The sequence below is a fragment of the Ensifer sp. MJa1 genome (assembly GCF_037026475.1).
Lineage (GTDB): Bacteria > Pseudomonadota > Alphaproteobacteria > Rhizobiales > Rhizobiaceae > Ensifer.
Map to the genome: position 1 here is coordinate 200284 of NZ_JAKUMO010000007.1, position 15829 is coordinate 216112.

The following is a 15829-nucleotide window of genomic DNA, read 5'->3' on the forward strand; positions in this document are numbered from 1 at the left end:
CTTCAATGCGCCACTAATTTAGATTAACGGCTATGGGACATATCGGCATGATCACTGCTGCACAGATGCGAGCCGCCCGAGCTCTTGCCGGCATCGATCAAAAGACGCTCGCAAAGCTGGCGGGCGTGTCCGTGCCGACAATCCAGCGCATGGAGGCCAGCGAAGGCATTGTACGTGGCGTGGTCGAAACGTTAACGCGTGTAATCGAAGCGCTCAATGCTTGCGGCGTAGAGTTGATTAGCGACAACCAGGCGAGCGAGCGCGGCGGGCGCGGCGTCCGCCTGGTCCAGCCAGGATCCTCCGGCGATGCGAAGCGGTGAAACGCAGAGTGCTCATCAACGGCGGCAGTCGCCGGACATCGACGCCCCGTCGCCATTAACGAAGGGTGGGGAGGACAAATGGGGACATCACGGCAAGCGAAGACTGCACTCACGGCCAGCGGTCCGACGACGACTCAATTTTCCACTCCAACGTTCGGGGAATTGTACACACCCAAACTCTTCACTGTGCTTCGCGAGGGATACGGCTGGTCACAATTGCGCAGCGACACCGTCGCCGGGCTGACCGTCGCGATCGTGGCCCTGCCGTTGTCCATGGCGATTGCCATTGCTTCGGGCGTCTCTCCCGAACGCGGCCTCTTCACCGCGATAGTCGGCGGCTTCCTGATTTCGGCCCTTGGCGGCAGCCGTTTCCAGATCGGTGGACCAGCAGGCGCTTTCATCGTGCTCGTAGCGGCGACAGCGCATCGTCACGGACTCGAAGGCCTGCTTCTGGCGACAATGATGTCGGGCGTATTCATGTTGACCGCTGGCTACATGCGGCTCGGCACATATGTCAAGTTCATTCCCTATCCCGTGACCATCGGTTTTACGGCCGGAATCGCGGTCATCATTTTCGCCAGCCAACTCAGAGAACTGTTCGGCCTGAGATTGTCGGGCGAGGAACCAGGCGAGCTTTTGGCGAAGCTGACCGCACTGACTGCAGCAGCGCCCACGCTTAGTCTTCCAGCACTTGGCGTGGCAATACTGACAATCGGCACAATCCTTACCCTGAAACGTTTGCGGCCGGGCTGGCCAGGCATGCTGCTCGCCATCGCCGCTGCATCGCTCGTTACAGCAGTCTTCGCCTTACCTGTGGATACCATCGGGACTCGCTTCGGCGGCATTCCTCGCAGTCTACCACTGCCGACAATGCCTGCGATTAGAAGCGATCTTTTGCTTGCCGTTTTGCCGGATGCTATCGCCTTCGCCCTGCTGGGCTCGATCGAGTCGCTCCTTTCAGCGGTCGTTGCCGATGGCATGACAGGACGGCGCCACCGTTCCAATTGCGAGCTTGTTGCACAGGGGGTGGCCAATATCGCATCGGCACTGTTTGGCGGAATCTGTGCGACAGGCACGATCGCACGCACGGCGACAAATGTTCGAGCCGGCGCCTACGGCCCGGTGTCCGGGATGCTGCATGCCTTGTTCCTCCTCGGATTTATGCTGCTAGCCGCGCCGCTCGCGAGCTACATTCCGCTCTCTGCGCTCGCCGGCCTGCTCACGGTCGTTGCTTGGAACATGATCGAGACGCAGTCGGTGGCCGCCCTGCTGCGCTCCTCGCGGGGTGACGCGCTGGTACTGATCGTCACTTTCCTGCTTGTTGTTTTCCGCGATCTAACGGAAGGCATCGTCGTCGGTTTCGCGCTTGGCGCAGTGCTCTTCATCGACAGGATGTCGAAGACGATCGCGGTCGAAGCTCATACCCCTTCACCGGTCGACGACATCGCCGATGAAGCAAATGGTGGGCGCCAGCCTTATCATGCGGAAGTTGCCAGTGATCCGGACACGGTCGTCTACCGCATTTCCGGCGCCTTCTTCTTCGCCGCCGCCTCGACGGTCGGCGCGATCCTCGATCGCATTGCTGACCAACGGCGAAACTTCATTCTCGACTGCTCGGCTGTCCCATTTCTCGATTCTACTGCTGCGAGCGTTATTGAAGGCACTGCGCACAAAGCTGGGCGTGCCAAAGTGCGCTTCTTCATCACGGGGGCCTCTGCGCAGGCTCGCCGCATGTTGTTTGCACATAATGTGCGGCCGCCGCGCGTGCGATACAAATCCACGATCGAAGGGGCACTGAGGCAGATCGAGCAAGAGGATGGGTCTGTTGGAGTATCGCACAAATGGCATACTCTATGACTTCCCTAGACCAAGCTGCCCGAGCGTACCTCTGCTGTAACGAGGTCCTCCGGCACATAGGCGATGCCGCAACAGCCACGGCAGCATCGTCCATGGCATAGAGACACGAATCCGAGTCTCGGTCGTCCTTGGCAAACTCCCAAGCGTACAGGCCGATGGACCCGCCTGACGATGGTTGATGCAATTGGGCCCGACCAGTCCCTGCAGCGTCTCGGGTACCGGGTGTCGGGCGAAGTACTGAGGCGTTCCGACGGCCACCAGTCAGCAATCATAGATAGCCGCCATCAGATCCGGCGCAAAGCCGATACCAAGGCCAAGGTGGAAGCCGCGTCCATTGCCATGCCTCGCCGTCATCGCCGCGCAAAGACGGACCGCATCGATGGCGAAACATTGATACGCGCCTTGATGGCCTGAAGACGCGACGAGCCGCGTGCTTGCTCAATGGTCAAGTTGCTTACGCCGGATGCGGAAGACATCCGCAGGCTTGGACGGGAGCGAAAAACCCTGATTGCGGAACGTGTTTTCCACGTCAATCGCATAAAGGGCTGCTCTTTACGCAAGGAATACGAGAGTACGAGCCCTTGCGTCGTGATCGCCGTCAGCGCCTGGATGAGCTTCGAACCGGAGATGGCCGGATGCTAGCGAAGCACCTGAGAGCCGAGATCTGCCGAGAACTCGATCGCCTCGGATTGCTGCTGACATAGATCAAGGCTGTGGAAGCAGAACGGGATGCGTTGATAGCTCGCGAGCATGAAAACCGCCTGAATCACAAAAACAGCCATCGAACGCAGAATACTCATCCTCAGGACCCGATCAGTCCTGACGGATCCAGGTGAACGGACCGGGAATCCTTTTGGCCTTAACCGCCGATCTTGAGTTTGGCCCCGATCTCCTGAGCCGTGCCCGTCGAAAGCGGGATAATGGTGCAGCCGTTGAAAGCGGCGACCGGATGTGAGGTTGTATAGGCCCGCGAACGGGCCGGTAATCGCTATGGGCTCAGACCGTGGATCCGGATGCGAAGGAGAACTCGATGGCATCTGAATGAACCATTGACAAGAATCCTGATGTGAGGGATTCGAACCGCAACAGTGGATGCCGGCTAAAAGCCGCTGCCCCACGGGCCATGATGGCTGTCAGCGCCATCGATACGGTCGAAGCCATGGGCGCCGAAGAAGTCGCGCTGGGCCTGGATGACATTGGCCGTGCCGCGGCCGCGGCGGTAGCTGTCGAAATAGCCGAGCGCCGAGGCAAGGGCCGGAACCGGCAGGCCGCCGAGCACGGCTGCCGAGACGACGCGGCGAAGCGCTCCGTCGGTTTCCTTGACCATGGCGGCAAAGGCCGGCGTGACGATCAGGTTGGCGGCGTCCGGCGCCTTGGTAAAGGCGGTGGTGATCTCGTCCAGGAACTGCGAACGGATGATGCAGCCGGCGCGCCAGATCTTGGCAATCGTCGGCATCGGCAGGCTCCAGTGGAACTCCTTCGATGCCGCCGACATCACGGCGAACCCCTGCGCATAGGCACCGATCTTTGAGGCCAGCAGCGCGCTTTCGAGATCCTTGATGAAGGCAGCCTTGTCGGCGACCTTGAACTCACCAACGGCTGGCAGCCCGAGGATCTTTTCGGCCGCCTCGCGCTCGTCCTTCATCGAGGAGATGCTGCGGGCTGCAACCGCCGCCTCGATGCCGGTTGCCGGCACGCCCATGTTCTGCGCCTCGATCACCGACCACTTGCCGGTGCCCTTCTGGCCGGCCTTGTCGAGGATCAGGTCGACGATCGGCTTGCCGGTCAGCGGATCGGCAGCCTTCAGCACCTTCTCGGTGATCTCGATCAGGTAGGAGTTGAGGCGGCCCTTGTTCCAGGCGCCGAAGACTTCGCCGATCTCGCTCGCCGACATCTTCAGGCCGTCGCGCAGGATGCCGTAGATTTCGGCGATCATCTGCATGTCGGCATATTCGATGCCGTTGTGGATCGTCTTGACGAAGTGGCCGGCGCCGTTTTCACCAAGCCAGGCAACGCATGGGTCGTTGTCGTATTTGGCAGCGATCGAGGTCAAAACGGTCTCGACGCGCTTCCAGGATTCTTCCTTGCCGCCGACCATGATCGACGGGCCGTGACGCGCGCCCTCCTCACCGCCGGAAACGCCCATGCCGATGAAGGTGAGGCCACTGTCCTTCAGCGCCTCGAAGCGGCGCATCGTGTCGCGGAAGTTGGCATTGCCGGCATCGATCATGATGTCGCCCTTGGCCAAATACGGCTTGAGGATTTCCATCTGCTGGTCGACCGGTTCACCGGCCTTGATCATGATGATGATCGGGCGCGGCGGGCGGATGGCGGCGACAAATTCCTCGATCGTGTCGCAGGGCACGATCTGGCCCTTGAGCTCGCCCGCTTCCGCGTAGAACTTGTGCGTCGCTTCGACGGTACGGTTGAACACCGCGATCTTGTTGCCCTTCTCAGCGATGTTGAGCGCCAGGTTCGAGCCCATGACGCCGAGACCGATTAGGCCGATTTCCGCCTGTGACACGTGATTGACTCCTTGAGGAGATGGACGCGAGCTTAATGTTTTTCAGCGCGGGTGATTGCGGCTCCATCGATCGGGGGGAACCGGCCGATGGAGCCCCAAACCGAGCGATGAAGGCTAGAAGGCAAGTTGCACCTTCATCGAGCGACTGCGGTCGCCGGCGGTCTCGAAGGCGGCTACAGCGTCCTCCAAGGGGAAGATCCCGGTCAACAGCGGCGTCAGGTCCACCCGGCCGGCATTGATGAGATCGACGGCAAGGCCAAACTCCTCATGGAACCGGAAGGTGCCGCGCATCTCGATCTCTTTCGCCACCACCAGGTTCTGCGGGATGGCAACGTCACCCCCAAGCCCGAGCTGGACGAGCACCGATCTCGGCTTTAGAACGTCGAGACCGGAGCGTACCGCTTGCGCATTGCCGGAGGCCTCGAACTGCACGTCGAAACTGCCCTTGTTGGCCGCATAGCCTGCGAGCTGATCGGGATCGTTGGCAACGTTGATCACCCGGTCCGCGCCAATCGATAGCGCCTTCTCAAGCACGCCATCCATGACGTCCGTTGCGACGATCTCGCGGGCGCCATGGGCACGCGCGGCGATGATCGCCAGCGCGCCGATCGGCCCGCAGCCGGTGACCAGGACCCGCTTGCCAAGCAGAGAGCCGGCACGCGAAACGGCGTGAAGCGTCACCGCAAAGGGTTCGGCCATCGCCGCTTCGTTGCTCGAGACACCATCAGCGATCTTGTGGCACTGCCACGCCTCGGCGACGAGTCGCTGCCGGAACGCCCCCTGGATATGCGGCATCGGCATGGCGCTGCCGTAGAAGCGCATGTTCAGGCAATGGTTCTGCTGCCCGCGCTGGCAATAGTCGCAAGCCCCGCAAGGGCGGCTCGGAGATACCGCCACCCGGTCGCCGACTGCAAGCGTTGAGACGCCGGCGCCGAGCGCCTTTACCGTGCCGGCAACCTCGTGGCCGAGGATCATCGGCTCGCGCAGCCGCACCGTGCCGAAGCCGCCGTGGTTATAGTAGTGGAGATCCGATCCGCAGATGCCGCCGGCCTCGATCTGGACCTCGACCTGGCCCGATCCCAAGGCTTCGAGCTCACGATCCTCGATCCGCAAATCCTTGGCGGCATGAATGACAACGGCTTTCATCTTATGGCCTCAGACGACGGGGGTGGGCAGGGCTTCGCCGGCAAAATGCGCAGCGAGATTGTCGCGCACGAGCTTGCCCATCGCCTTGCGGGTTTCGATCGTGCCGGAGGCGTGGTGCGGCTGCAGCAGGACGTTGTCGAGCTTCAGGAAACGGGGATTGAGCTTCGGCTCACCTTCAAAGACATCGAGCGCCGCCGAACCCAGTGCACCGCTTTCGAGCGCATCGAGCAGCGCATCCTCGTCGATGTTGGAGGCCCGCGAGATGTTGATCAGCATACCTTCCGGTCCGAGCGCCTCGATCACTTGCTTCGAGACGATGTGGCGCGTCGCGGCAGAGGCTGCGAGCGTGACGAACAACACGTCGGAGCGCTCCGCCAGCGCGACAGGATCGGCGACGAAGGTCATGCCGTCCGCATAGGGCTTCTCGGAGACGTCGCTATAGGCGATGTCCATGTCGAAGCCCTTGAGGCGCTTGGCGACCTCAAAGCCGATGCGACCGAGGCCGAGCACGCCTGCCTTCTGCCCCCAGACCCGCCGCTTCAGCGGATAGAGGCCCTTGGCTGCCCAGCTTCCGTTCTTGACCCAGCTTTCGGCACCGATCATGCCGCGCGACTGGCACAGCATCATCGCGACGCCGAGATCAGCAACGTCGTTGGTCAACACATCAGGGGTGTTGGTAACGCGAATGCCGCGCTCGCGGCAAGCGACGAGATCAACGGCGTCATAGCCGACACCGTAGACGGAGACGATCTTGACTTGCGGCAGCCGGCCGATCAGGTCCGCCGACGCACCAATCTCGCCTCGAGTGGCGATCGCCTGGATCTTGTGCCCATGTGCTCTCAGGAAGGTATCCCGATCCTCGGCCTCGTAGATCTTGTGGACCGCATAGCGCGCTTCAAGTTCGACCAGATCCCAGTCCGGATAGGGACCCATCAGCAGGATGTCCGGTTTCGTCATCAGTTTCCTCCCGTGGTTTGTTCACCGGCGGCGCGACCCGCGCGGATTGCCAGCGTGTTCATCGCCAGCGCAACGATGCGCTCCAGCGACTGATCGATTTCGATGGTAACGACGTCCGCCTCCCCCGATGGCAGTTCGAGGGTGGCAAGCTGACTGTCGAGCAGCGACAGCGGCATGTAGTGGCCCTTTCGCTCTCCCAGCCGCGCCGCGAGTAGCGCCCGGGTCCCCTGCAGGAAGACGAAGGTGATCGGCTGCCAGGCGACTTCCCTCAGGCGTTCGCGATAGGCGCGCTTCAACGCCGAGCACGACACGACGGTCGCGGCAGAACTCGCCAGCCGGCCGCCGATCTCGTCGAGCCAGGGCCAGCGGTCAGCATCGGTCAGCGGGATGCCGCTGCGCATCTTTTCGACATTGGCCGCCGAGTGCAGGCTGTCGCCCTCGATGAAGCGCGCGCCGAGGTAGCTGGCAAGCCGTTCGCCGACCGCCGACTTGCCGCAACCGGATACGCCCATGACGACGACCGGGCCGAAGCCGTGGCAGAGTTCAGAGGCTGGTCGTGATGCCGCCATCGACATAGAGCGTGTGTCCGTTGACAAAGGAGGAGGCGTTGCTCGCCAGGAAGACCGCGGCCCCCACCAGTTCTTCGACGTTGCCCCAGCGAGCGGCCGGCGTGCGCTTTTCCAGCCAGGAGGAGAACTCGGCGCTGTCGACCAGCGCCTGGTTCAACGGCGTCTTGAAGTAGCCGGGCGCGATCGCATTCACCTGCAATCCATACTTGGCCCAGTCGGTGCACATGCCGCGCGTCAGGTTCTTCACCGCACCCTTGGTCGCCGTGTAGGGGGCGATCGACGGACGCGCGAGCTCGCTTTGCACCGAGGCGATGTTGATGATCTTGCCAGAGCCGCGGCCGATCATGTGCCGGGCGACCGCCTGGCCGACATAAAAGACGCTGGAGACATTGGTCTTCAGCAGTTGTTCCCAGCGATCGACCGGGAAATCCTCAAGCGGCGTGCGGAACTGCATGCCGGCGTTGTTGACGAGGATATCGATGGCGCCGATATCCTGTTCGATCTGATCGACACCGCTCTTCACAGCTTCCGCATCCGTGACGTCGAAATCGGCGACATCGACCAGGTGGCCAGCATCCTTCAGTGTGGCGGCGGCCGCCTCCAGCTTCAAACGGTCGCGACCATTAAGCACAAGGGAAGCACCGTGTTCGGCGAGACCGCGCGCCAGCGCAAGCCCGATGCCCTGCGACGAGCCCGTCACCAGGGCGCGACGGCCTTTGAGGTCAAACAATGGGAATGACAAACCTGTTCTCCTTCACCGCCGGGCGCCTCGCACGAGACGCCCCGGCTCATGGCTCAGCCTTCGACCACGAGCCCTTTTGCCTTCAGCACCGGCTCGAGATTGCTGACTTCGATGACCGACTTTCCCGCCTTGTATGCGGCGATGTACTCGGCTTCGGCATCTTCTCGCGATTGCGACAGCTTGGCGACCTCGAATGCTTCTTCACGCCGCACCACGACCAGGCCGTCAGCGTCGCCGACGATGATGTCGCCGGGATGGACAACCTCTCCACCGATGATGATCGGATCGTTGGTGGAGGTCAGCGTTTCCTTGACCGTGCCCTTGATGCAGACGCTGAGCGAAAACACCGGGAAGCCAAGTTCGCGCAATTGCATTGTGTCACGTACGCCGCTGTCGGTCACAAGGCCGCCAATGCCCTTGGCGAGGCACGCGTTGGCCAGCACGTCGCCGAACGATCCCGCCTCTTCGTATTCGCCCGCCGAAACGACGATGATGTCGCCCGGCTGAGCGTAGTTGATTGCAAGCTGCAGCATGATGTTGTCGCGAGGTGCGCAACGGACCGTGAAGGCCGGACCGCAAAGCCTCATGCGGTAGTCGACAGGCTTGATGCGGGAAGACAGTGCCCCCCGGCGTCCCTGTGCCTCATGGATCGTCGCCGGCGAGAACTTGGCGACCGCTTCCACTTCGGCGGCACTCGGGCGAACGGGCATTTTCTTGATATGCGTCATGATTTTTCCCACGGGTGGTCGCGGCGGGCGCAACGCCCGCCGTTTGCGTTGTTCAAGAGATTCGGAAAAACGGGGGTCGCTTACGCGAGGCCCGGCCCCATCAGGGGATCGGGTCGAACTTCAGTTCGGAGAGCGGTGCAACCTTGTCGGTACGAGCCATCTTGTATTCGGTGTTCGGGCCGAGCCATTTGTCCCAGATCTTGTTGATCTCGCCGCTGTCGTCGAGCTTGCGCAGCACTTCGTTGATCTTGGACGTCAGTGCCGGCTGATCCTTTGCCATGCCAATGCCGATCGGCTGGAACAGCATCGGCTCGGGGATCATGCGCATTTGCTTGCCACGGGTCTTCGATTCGTTGACCAGCTTGGTGGTGGTCATGGTGTTGGCGACCATACCGCGCGCCTTGCCCTGCTGCACGGCGAGGTAAGCCGATGCCGTGTCCTGGAAGGTAAGCGGGTCAGACTTGTTGAGCTTGATCGACATCTCCGAAGTCGAGCCCTTGGTGGAGGCCAGGCGCTGGCCGACATAGTCGGTCTTTGCCTTACCGGCATCGTCCGCCGGCACGATCAGCATTTCCTTGGCCAGATAATAGGGATCGCTGAACTGGATCTGTTCGGCACGGCTCTGGGTATAGGCAAGGTTGGCGACGGTGATATCGACCCGACCGAGCTTGACCTCCGGCACGCGGGCTTCGACCGAAACAGGCTTGATCTCTGCCTTCACGCCAAGTTCACGGGCGATCGCGCCGCAAAGATCGACGTCGAAGCCGACCATTTCGCGTGTGTTTGAGTCTGGGGCGGCAAACGGGGGCACGTCTGCGAAGGTCGCGCAACGCAGTGTCTTGTTCGCGATGATCTCTTCTAGCTGATCGGCCTTGGCGGGACCTGCGAGCGCCGCTGCCGCAACCGTCATTCCGAGGATAAGATGCCTGCACTTCATTGCTGTTCTCCTTCGTTGTTGGTTATTGCGTGGTCTAGAGCGCCGTGCGTTCATATGAACGCGCAAAGGACGCTCTAGCACTTTGATTTCAGAGCATCCTGCCCCCAAGTGGTTCACTTGGGGGCAGGATGCTCTAGTGGCGCAGGTCGGCAAGGAACCGTTGCGCGCGCGGATGCCTGGGGTTCTTGAAGAACTCCTCAGGCGTCGCGGTCTCGATGATCTGGCCTGCGTCGATGAACCAGATGCGGTCAGCGACATCGCGGGCAAAACCCATTTCGTGGGTGACGCACATCATGGTCATGCCTTCGGCGGCGAGCGACTTCATGACGTTCAGCACTTCGCCGACCATTTCAGGGTCAAGCGCGCTGGTCGGTTCATCGAACAGCATGACAGGCGGCTCCATGGCGAGCGCACGTGCGATCGCCACGCGCTGCTGCTGCCCACCGGAAAGCTGGCCCGGATAGGAGTTTGCCTTTTCACGAAGGCCGACGCGATCGAGCAGCTTCAGCGCCTTCTCGTGTGCCTCCGCCGGAGCCACCCCCTTCACCCGGATCGGGGACATCGCGACATTGTCGACCGCGGAGAGGTGCGGGAAGAGATTGAAGCTCTGGAAGACGAAGCCGATGCGGCTGCGCAGCCGGTTGAGGTCCCGCCCGCTCATCTGTGCGTGCACGTCCTGCCCTTCAAAGAAGATCGAACCGCTGTTGATCTCCTCGAGCCGGTTTACGGTGCGGATCAAGGTAGACTTGCCCGAGCCCGAAGGGCCGCAGATGACGACCACTTCCCCGCGCGCCACTGTCGCGTCGATCCCTTTCAGGACGTCATAGTCGCCATAGCTCTTGCGGACATCGGCAAGCCGGATCGCCTGATCCTTTGCAGAGGTGGAGGTTGACGCGGTCATGGCTGCTCCGTGGCGTTCGGTGTCAGGGAAATCGGCAACTGCCCACGGCGCTTCGGGGCAACAAGGCCAGCGCGCCGGCGCGTAATGCGCCGCTCGACAACGTTGGTAAGCCAGGTGAGCGACCAGCAGATCACGTAGTAGGTCAGCGCCAGGATGAGGAAGACCTGGAAGGGCTGCGTGAGGAGCTGGTTGTTGACCTGGCTGGCAGCGAAGGTCAGGTCCGGCACGTTGATGACATAGCCGAGCGTCGTGTCCTTGATGGTGGCCACGAAGGTCGACAGCATGCTCGGGATCATGTTGTAGAGCGCCTGCGGCAGGATCACGTAACGCATCGCGCTGAAGTAGCTGTGACCGAGCGCACGAGCCGCATCCATTTGCCCCTGGCCCAAGGCGACGATGCCCGCGCGGATGATCTCACTTAAGAACGCCCCCTGGTAGACGACCAGGGTCGTCAGCATGGTGAGGAAGCTCGGCACATCGGCGCCGGTCAAAAGCGGCACGAGGAAGTAGCTCCACAGCACCAGCATCAGGAGCGGCACTCCACGAGTGACATAAACGAGCACGGTCACAGGCCAGCGCAGGATCCGATACTTGGAGAGCCTTGCGAAAGCGAGAAGGATCGCAAACGGGAAAGCAATCGCGATGCTGAGCGCCGAAAGGATCAGCGTGTTGGCAAGGCCGCCGAGCGGACCGTTCGGGTACTGTCCGATCAGGAGCAGCAACCAGTATTGGTCGACGATGGCGATCAGGTCATGGATCATCGTCTCGCTCCATTCGCCGGATCAGCACGCCAAGTGAGGTAGGCACCGGCAGCCATGATTATCAGGGTGAAGAAGAGATAGAGGACCGTACCGATCAGGTAGATTTCGAAGGTTCGGAAGGAGAGGTTCTCGATCTCCTTGACCGCATGGGTGAGCTCCGGGGCGCCGATCACGATGGCTAGGCTGCTGTTCTTGAAGAGCGAGACGCTATGGTTGACGAGCGCCGGCAAGGCATTGCGAACGCCCTGCGGGATCAGCACGAAGCGCATCGCCGAGAGATATCCGTGCCCAAGGGCACGCGCCGCCTCCATCTGGCCGGGATTGACCGAGCGCAGGCCGGAGCGCAGATCCTCGCTGAAATAGGCCGCCTGGCAGAGGCCGAGCCCGACGATGGCAAAGATCATTTCCGCCGAATGCGCAGAAAGCCAGTCGGACAGGCCTGAGGGCAGGATGGCGTAGATACCGAAATACCAGAGCATGAGCTGCACGAGCGTCGGCACATTTCGGTGGTAGGAGACGTAAGCCGCCACCACCGCGTTGCCGATGCGACCGGGAGAAAACCGGATTGCGAGCAGGATGACTGCGAGCGCCATCGCCAGGGTCCACGAGCACACGGCGATGATGAAGGTCATCTCGATGCCATGCACCAGCATGGCCACGTATTCCGGGTTCCCGAGGATCGCGGCGAGTTCGAAGCCCTTCACGACCGTGGTTCCTTCGGTTCGCCTGCCGTCTCAGGCTTGGCGGTCTGCAGGCCACCCATGACCTGAAGCGTCGGGGTGATTTCCATGTGCCCGATATTGACGGCGACGGGTGCGGCGATCGCAAAAGCGATTGCATCGGCGATGTCGCTCGCCTGCGGCAGTTCAAAGCCGTCGATGAAGCGCTCGCGGATAGAGGGATCGTTGCCGTGCACATGGTTGAAGATGTCGGTCGCGACCCGGCCCGGGCAAATCTCGGTTACGCGCACGCGCTTGCCGAAGGTATCGATGCGCAGCTGGTTGGAGAGCATGCTGACGCCGGCCTTGGTCGCGTGGTAGGTGGAATTGCCATTGAAGTTGTAGTTGCCGGCAATCGAGGAGATGTTGATGACATGGCCGCGGTCACGCTCAGCCATGCCCGGCACGATCAGCCGGCAGAGATGAAGAACCGCGCGCAGGTTGACATCGACAAGGAGGTCGATGTCGCCATCCTCGGCTTCTAGAAACTTCTTGGGGCGGTCCACGCCGGCATTGTTCACCAGAATGTCGAATTCGACTTCGCCGGCAAGCTTTGCCAGAGAGGCGCGGTCCGTTACGTCGATCGCATGGGAGATACAGCCCGTTCGCTCGGCAAGTGCCTTCAGCGCATCGGCGCTACGGGCAACCGCGTGCACTTCGAGGCCCTCGCGGCGGAGCCGCTCGACGACCGCAGCACCGATCCCGGAGGAAGCGCCGGTCACGAGTGCGGTTCTGTAATCGGAAAAGGACATTTTGGTTCCCCTGTTGTTGAAAGAGAGAGTAGCGAAGCTTTTCAGGTCTGAATAAGACCGTTTGAATCTGGATGGATAACGAAGGCTTATGACTTGCGGCGAACCCGCCGGGCTGCAACATTTGGGCGAAACAGCAGGCAGGGCACATGGATACCAGGCGTCTCAAATCCTTCATCGTCATCGTCGACACCGGGAGCATCACGCGTGCGGCCGACGTTCTTCACATCGCCCAGCCGGCCCTCAGCCAGCAACTTGCGGCCCTGGAGGACCATTTCGGACAGAAACTCCTGATCCGCAGCCAGCAGGGGGTCTCGATGACGGAGGCCGGCAAGGCCGTCTACCGTCATGCCCAGATCGTCCTTCGCCAGATGGACCAGGCGCAGGCAGACGTGAAGGCAGCCGGCGCCTCGCTTGTCGGGCGTGTCTCGGTCGGTCTTGTGCCATTTTCAAGTGCTGCCACGCTCTCGGTCGACCTGTTGACAGAAACGCGCAAGCGGCATCCGGGCATCCTGTTGCATCTGACTGAAAGCGTCGGCCAGACCTATAGCCAGATGATCATGAACGGCCGGCTGGAAATGGCGCTGATCCATGGCACGGGACCGATCAAGGGCGTACGGTTCGAGCCGGTCTTTGTGGAGGAGTTCCATCTCGTGGCGCACCGCGATTTCGGGATAGAACCGGGCGATACGCTGCTTCCGTTGAGCGCGCTGAACGATGTTCCGCTGCTTCTTCCTCCGCCCTACAACTTCGTGCGCCGGGCGATCGACCTTTCTTTCACACGCGCGCGCCTGTCTCTGAATGTCGTGGCTGAGGTCGAGATCGTCCGCACGCTCGGGCGCGCCGTCTCAAGTGGCGTCGGCGCAACCATCATGCCGCGCGCAATCGCCGAACGGATCGTTGCTGAGTCCTCCGAATCTCTGGTTTCGCGCATGGTGACACCCAAGATTGAGGAAACCCTGTCGCTCTGCGTTTCCGATCAAAGCGAACTGTCGGAGCCGGCACTGGCGGTAAGATCCATTCTCATGGAGCTCACCGCTCGTCTAAGTTACCGTTGAATGCCTGTCAGGTTTTATTTGCCGAATTTATCAAAAATTGATAACTTCGGATCGAATGAAAGGACACACCATGCCAGCCAGTTATAGCATCGGCGCACACTACGAGGGCTTTGTGCGGCAACTCGTCGATAGCGGCCGCTATACCAGCGCAAGCGAGGTTGTGCGCGACAGCCTGCGATTGCTCGAACAGCGCGAGGAAGTCCGCGCTATCGAGCTGGAAAACCTCAAGCGTGCCTACGCCGAAGGCAAGGCTAGCGGCCAGCCTGAGAATGTTGACCGGGTTTCGTTCCTGAAAGACCTGAAAGCAGAACGCTCTGTCCGTGGCTGAGTATCGTCTGACGCCTCGCGCCCAACGCGACTTGCGCGACATTTGGCGTAACATTGCCATGGACAACGAAAGGGCGGCTGACCAGCTTGTCAACAAGCTCTTTGACAAGTTCGAGCTTGCCGCCGCTCACCCGGAATTGGGGGCAGCCCGGCCGGATATTGCCGCGACCGCCAGGTTTCTCATCGATGGCCGATTGATCGCCATTTATGAGCCAACACCTTAAGGGGTGGAGATTGTGGCCGTAGTTCACGGAATGCGCGATCCAGTCACTTGGCTCTAGCTAAAGGCTTAAAGGCTGAACGTTTACCGCAAGCCGACGCAGAATTCGGAGATGCGGTCGCAAGCCTCGCCCAGCTGTTCCATGCTGGTTGCATAGGAAATACGGAAGAACGGGCTCATGCCGTAGGCCGCGCCCTGCACGGTCGTCACGTGATGTTCGTCGAGCAGCGCCAACACGAAATCCGTGTCGTTCTCGATCCGGCGCCCCTTCCTGCTGGTCCGGCCGATCAATTCAGCAATGTTCGGGAAAACGTAGAAAGCGCCTTCCGGCTTGTGGCAGCGGATGCCCTCGATTGCGCTCAGCCGCTCAACCACGAAGTCGCGCCGCTTCCTGTAGATCGCCGCCCGTTCCTTGAGGATGTCCTGTGGACCATCGAGCACGGCGGCAACGGCGGCCTGGGTAATCGTCGAGGTACCGCCGCTGTTCTGGCCGTTGACGTTGCTGATCGCCTTGATCAGGTCCTTCGGGCCGCCGCAGAAGCCGAGACGCCAGCCGGTCATCGCATAGGCCTTCGATGCGCCGTTGACCGTCAGCACGCGGCCCTTAAGGCGGGGCTCGACTTCGGCAATCGTGCAGAATTCGAAGTCGTCGTAGATCAGGTGCTCGTACATATCGTCGGTCATGATCCAGACATCCGGGTGCCGGAGCATCACTTCGGCAATCGCCTTCATTTCGGAACGCGAGCAGGCAGCACCGGTCGGGTTGTTCGGGAAGTTCAAGAACAGCCACTTGGTACGCGACGTGATCGCGGCTTCGAGGTCTTCGGCCCTGAGCTTGAAACCGTTCTGCTGCGGGCAATCGACCGGAACCGGTACCGCGCCGGCGAACTTCACGATATCCGCATAGCTGATCCATGAGGGCGAAGGGATGACGACCTCGTCGCCGGGATTGCAGGTGGCAAGGACCGCGTTGAAGATGATCTGCTTGCCGCCGCCGGCAACGACAATCTCGGAAGGATCGTAGTCGAGATTGTTGTCCCGCTTGAACTTGCGCGCGACAGCCTGTCTCAGCGCCAGAGTGCCATCAAGCGGCGGATACTTGGTGTCGCCGGCAAGGGCTGCGGCATGGGCGGCCTCCACGGCGTTGCCGGGCGTCGGAAAATCCGGCTCGCCGGAGGAAAGGCTGATGACCTTTATGCCGCTAGCCGCAAGATCGCGGGCGCGCTGGGTCATCGTGGCGGAAGCGGAAACGGAAACATTCTTCAGGCGGTCGGCAATGGCGGGCATGATCGTTGCTTTCGATAGGGGACGGAT

Annotated in this window: 17 protein-coding genes and 1 pseudogene; 6 read left to right on the top strand and 12 right to left on the bottom strand. The window is 61.3% G+C overall.

The window, feature by feature from the left end; genetic code table 11:
• The first annotated feature begins 47 nt into the window (after nucleotides 1-47).
• The 3 genes and pseudogenes from MKZ91_RS12370 to MKZ91_RS12380 form a co-directional block, all read left to right on the top strand.
• A complete protein-coding gene (locus MKZ91_RS12370) occupies nucleotides 48-320 on the top strand; it encodes a helix-turn-helix domain-containing protein (RefSeq protein ID WP_336171167.1) in 273 nt (90 codons plus the stop codon).
• Between the two features lie 78 nt (nucleotides 321-398).
• Nucleotides 399-2177, top strand: coding sequence for a SulP family inorganic anion transporter (locus MKZ91_RS12375; protein ID WP_336171168.1), 1779 nt, complete (start codon nucleotides 399-401; stop codon nucleotides 2175-2177).
• A 318-nt stretch (nucleotides 2178-2495) separates the two neighbouring features.
• A pseudogene (locus MKZ91_RS12380) lies at nucleotides 2496-2878 on the top strand (IS110 family transposase); the annotation flags it as partial.
• Nucleotides 2879-3276: 398 nt separating this feature from the next.
• Here MKZ91_RS12380 and gndA read toward each other — a convergent pair.
• The 11 genes from gndA to MKZ91_RS12435 form a co-directional block, all read right to left on the bottom strand.
• Entirely contained in the window at nucleotides 3277-4701 is a 1425-nt protein-coding gene (gndA, locus tag MKZ91_RS12385) for an NADP-dependent phosphogluconate dehydrogenase (RefSeq protein ID WP_336171169.1), read from the bottom strand.
• A 114-nt stretch (nucleotides 4702-4815) separates the two neighbouring features.
• Entirely contained in the window at nucleotides 4816-5847 is a 1032-nt protein-coding gene (locus MKZ91_RS12390; protein WP_336171170.1) for an L-idonate 5-dehydrogenase, read from the bottom strand.
• 9 nt (nucleotides 5848-5856) lie between these two features.
• The gene (locus tag MKZ91_RS12395; protein ID WP_336171171.1) at nucleotides 5857-6804 is read right to left on the bottom strand and encodes a 2-hydroxyacid dehydrogenase; all 948 of its coding nucleotides are present in this window, start codon (nucleotides 6802-6804) and stop codon (nucleotides 5857-5859) included.
• Nucleotides 6804-7379 carry a gluconokinase gene (locus MKZ91_RS12400; RefSeq protein WP_442892258.1) on the bottom strand — a complete coding sequence of 192 codons (576 nt, stop codon included), beginning with the start codon at nucleotides 7377-7379 and terminating at the stop codon, nucleotides 6804-6806. Before MKZ91_RS12400 ends, MKZ91_RS12395 begins: the two co-directional genes overlap by 1 nt.
• Entirely contained in the window at nucleotides 7348-8115 is a 768-nt protein-coding gene (locus tag MKZ91_RS12405; RefSeq protein ID WP_336171172.1) for an SDR family oxidoreductase, read from the bottom strand. Before MKZ91_RS12405 ends, MKZ91_RS12400 begins: the two co-directional genes overlap by 32 nt.
• Nucleotides 8116-8168: 53 nt before the next feature.
• Nucleotides 8169-8843, bottom strand: coding sequence for a 4-carboxy-4-hydroxy-2-oxoadipate aldolase/oxaloacetate decarboxylase (locus MKZ91_RS12410; RefSeq protein WP_336171173.1), 675 nt, complete (start codon nucleotides 8841-8843; stop codon nucleotides 8169-8171).
• Between the two features lie 100 nt (nucleotides 8844-8943).
• Complete coding sequence (locus MKZ91_RS12415) at nucleotides 8944-9780, bottom strand: ABC transporter substrate-binding protein (RefSeq protein ID WP_336171174.1); 837 nt, start codon at nucleotides 9778-9780, stop codon at nucleotides 8944-8946.
• A gap of 133 nt (nucleotides 9781-9913) precedes the next feature.
• The gene (locus tag MKZ91_RS12420; RefSeq protein WP_336171175.1) at nucleotides 9914-10681 is read right to left on the bottom strand and encodes an amino acid ABC transporter ATP-binding protein; all 768 of its coding nucleotides are present in this window, start codon (nucleotides 10679-10681) and stop codon (nucleotides 9914-9916) included.
• A complete protein-coding gene (locus tag MKZ91_RS12425) occupies nucleotides 10678-11442 on the bottom strand; it encodes an amino acid ABC transporter permease (RefSeq protein WP_060583873.1) in 765 nt (254 codons plus the stop codon). The genes MKZ91_RS12420 and MKZ91_RS12425 overlap by 4 nt, the downstream gene beginning before the upstream one ends.
• Nucleotides 11439-12146, bottom strand: coding sequence for an amino acid ABC transporter permease (locus tag MKZ91_RS12430; protein WP_336171176.1), 708 nt, complete (start codon nucleotides 12144-12146; stop codon nucleotides 11439-11441). Before MKZ91_RS12430 ends, MKZ91_RS12425 begins: the two co-directional genes overlap by 4 nt.
• Nucleotides 12143-12913 (bottom strand): SDR family oxidoreductase, encoded by a 771-nt coding sequence (locus MKZ91_RS12435; RefSeq protein WP_336171177.1) that lies wholly within the window; start codon nucleotides 12911-12913, stop codon nucleotides 12143-12145. The genes MKZ91_RS12430 and MKZ91_RS12435 overlap by 4 nt, the downstream gene beginning before the upstream one ends.
• A 146-nt stretch (nucleotides 12914-13059) precedes the next feature.
• On the opposite strand from MKZ91_RS12435, the gene nac reads away from it, so the two are divergent.
• The 3 genes from nac to MKZ91_RS12450 all read left to right on the top strand — a co-directional run bounded on the left by nac (nucleotide 13060) and on the right by MKZ91_RS12450 (nucleotide 14519).
• Entirely contained in the window at nucleotides 13060-13968 is a 909-nt protein-coding gene (gene nac / locus MKZ91_RS12440) for a nitrogen assimilation transcriptional regulator NAC (protein WP_336171178.1), read from the top strand.
• 70 nt (nucleotides 13969-14038) lie between these two features.
• Nucleotides 14039-14296, top strand: coding sequence for a type II toxin-antitoxin system ParD family antitoxin (locus MKZ91_RS12445; protein ID WP_336171179.1), 258 nt, complete (start codon nucleotides 14039-14041; stop codon nucleotides 14294-14296).
• A complete protein-coding gene (locus MKZ91_RS12450; protein ID WP_336171180.1) occupies nucleotides 14289-14519 on the top strand; it encodes a type II toxin-antitoxin system RelE/ParE family toxin in 231 nt (76 codons plus the stop codon). The genes MKZ91_RS12445 and MKZ91_RS12450 overlap by 8 nt, the downstream gene beginning before the upstream one ends.
• Nucleotides 14520-14599: 80 nt before the next feature.
• Here MKZ91_RS12450 and MKZ91_RS12455 read toward each other — a convergent pair whose 3' ends face one another.
• Complete coding sequence (locus tag MKZ91_RS12455) at nucleotides 14600-15802, bottom strand: pyridoxal phosphate-dependent aminotransferase (RefSeq protein ID WP_336171181.1); 1203 nt, start codon at nucleotides 15800-15802, stop codon at nucleotides 14600-14602.
• Nucleotides 15803-15829 lie beyond the last annotated feature (27 nt).

What these genes read in the sequence shown, in the direction of transcription:
- MKZ91_RS12375 (WP_336171168.1), top strand. Translation starts at nt 399, where the DNA reads ATGGGGACATCACGGCAAGCGAAGACTGCACTCACGGCCAGCGGTCCG.
- MKZ91_RS12370 (WP_336171167.1), top strand. Translation starts at nt 48, where the DNA reads ATGATCACTGCTGCACAGATGCGAGCCGCCCGAGCTCTTGCCGGCATC.
- MKZ91_RS12400 (WP_442892258.1), bottom strand. Translation starts at nt 7,379, where the DNA reads ATGTCGATGGCGGCATCACGACCAGCCTCTGAACTCTGCCACGGCTTC.
- MKZ91_RS12455 (WP_336171181.1), bottom strand. Translation starts at nt 15,802, where the DNA reads ATGCCCGCCATTGCCGACCGCCTGAAGAATGTTTCCGTTTCCGCTTCC.
- nac (WP_336171178.1), top strand. Translation starts at nt 13,060, where the DNA reads ATGGATACCAGGCGTCTCAAATCCTTCATCGTCATCGTCGACACCGGG.
- MKZ91_RS12435 (WP_336171177.1), bottom strand. Translation starts at nt 12,913, where the DNA reads ATGTCCTTTTCCGATTACAGAACCGCACTCGTGACCGGCGCTTCCTCC.
- MKZ91_RS12390 (WP_336171170.1), bottom strand. Translation starts at nt 5,847, where the DNA reads ATGAAAGCCGTTGTCATTCATGCCGCCAAGGATTTGCGGATCGAGGAT.
- MKZ91_RS12445 (WP_336171179.1), top strand. Translation starts at nt 14,039, where the DNA reads ATGCCAGCCAGTTATAGCATCGGCGCACACTACGAGGGCTTTGTGCGG.
- MKZ91_RS12410 (WP_336171173.1), bottom strand. Translation starts at nt 8,843, where the DNA reads ATGACGCATATCAAGAAAATGCCCGTTCGCCCGAGTGCCGCCGAAGTG.
- MKZ91_RS12415 (WP_336171174.1), bottom strand. Translation starts at nt 9,780, where the DNA reads ATGAAGTGCAGGCATCTTATCCTCGGAATGACGGTTGCGGCAGCGGCG.
- MKZ91_RS12420 (WP_336171175.1), bottom strand. Translation starts at nt 10,681, where the DNA reads ATGACCGCGTCAACCTCCACCTCTGCAAAGGATCAGGCGATCCGGCTT.
- MKZ91_RS12425 (WP_060583873.1), bottom strand. Translation starts at nt 11,442, where the DNA reads ATGATCCATGACCTGATCGCCATCGTCGACCAATACTGGTTGCTGCTC.
- MKZ91_RS12395 (WP_336171171.1), bottom strand. Translation starts at nt 6,804, where the DNA reads ATGACGAAACCGGACATCCTGCTGATGGGTCCCTATCCGGACTGGGAT.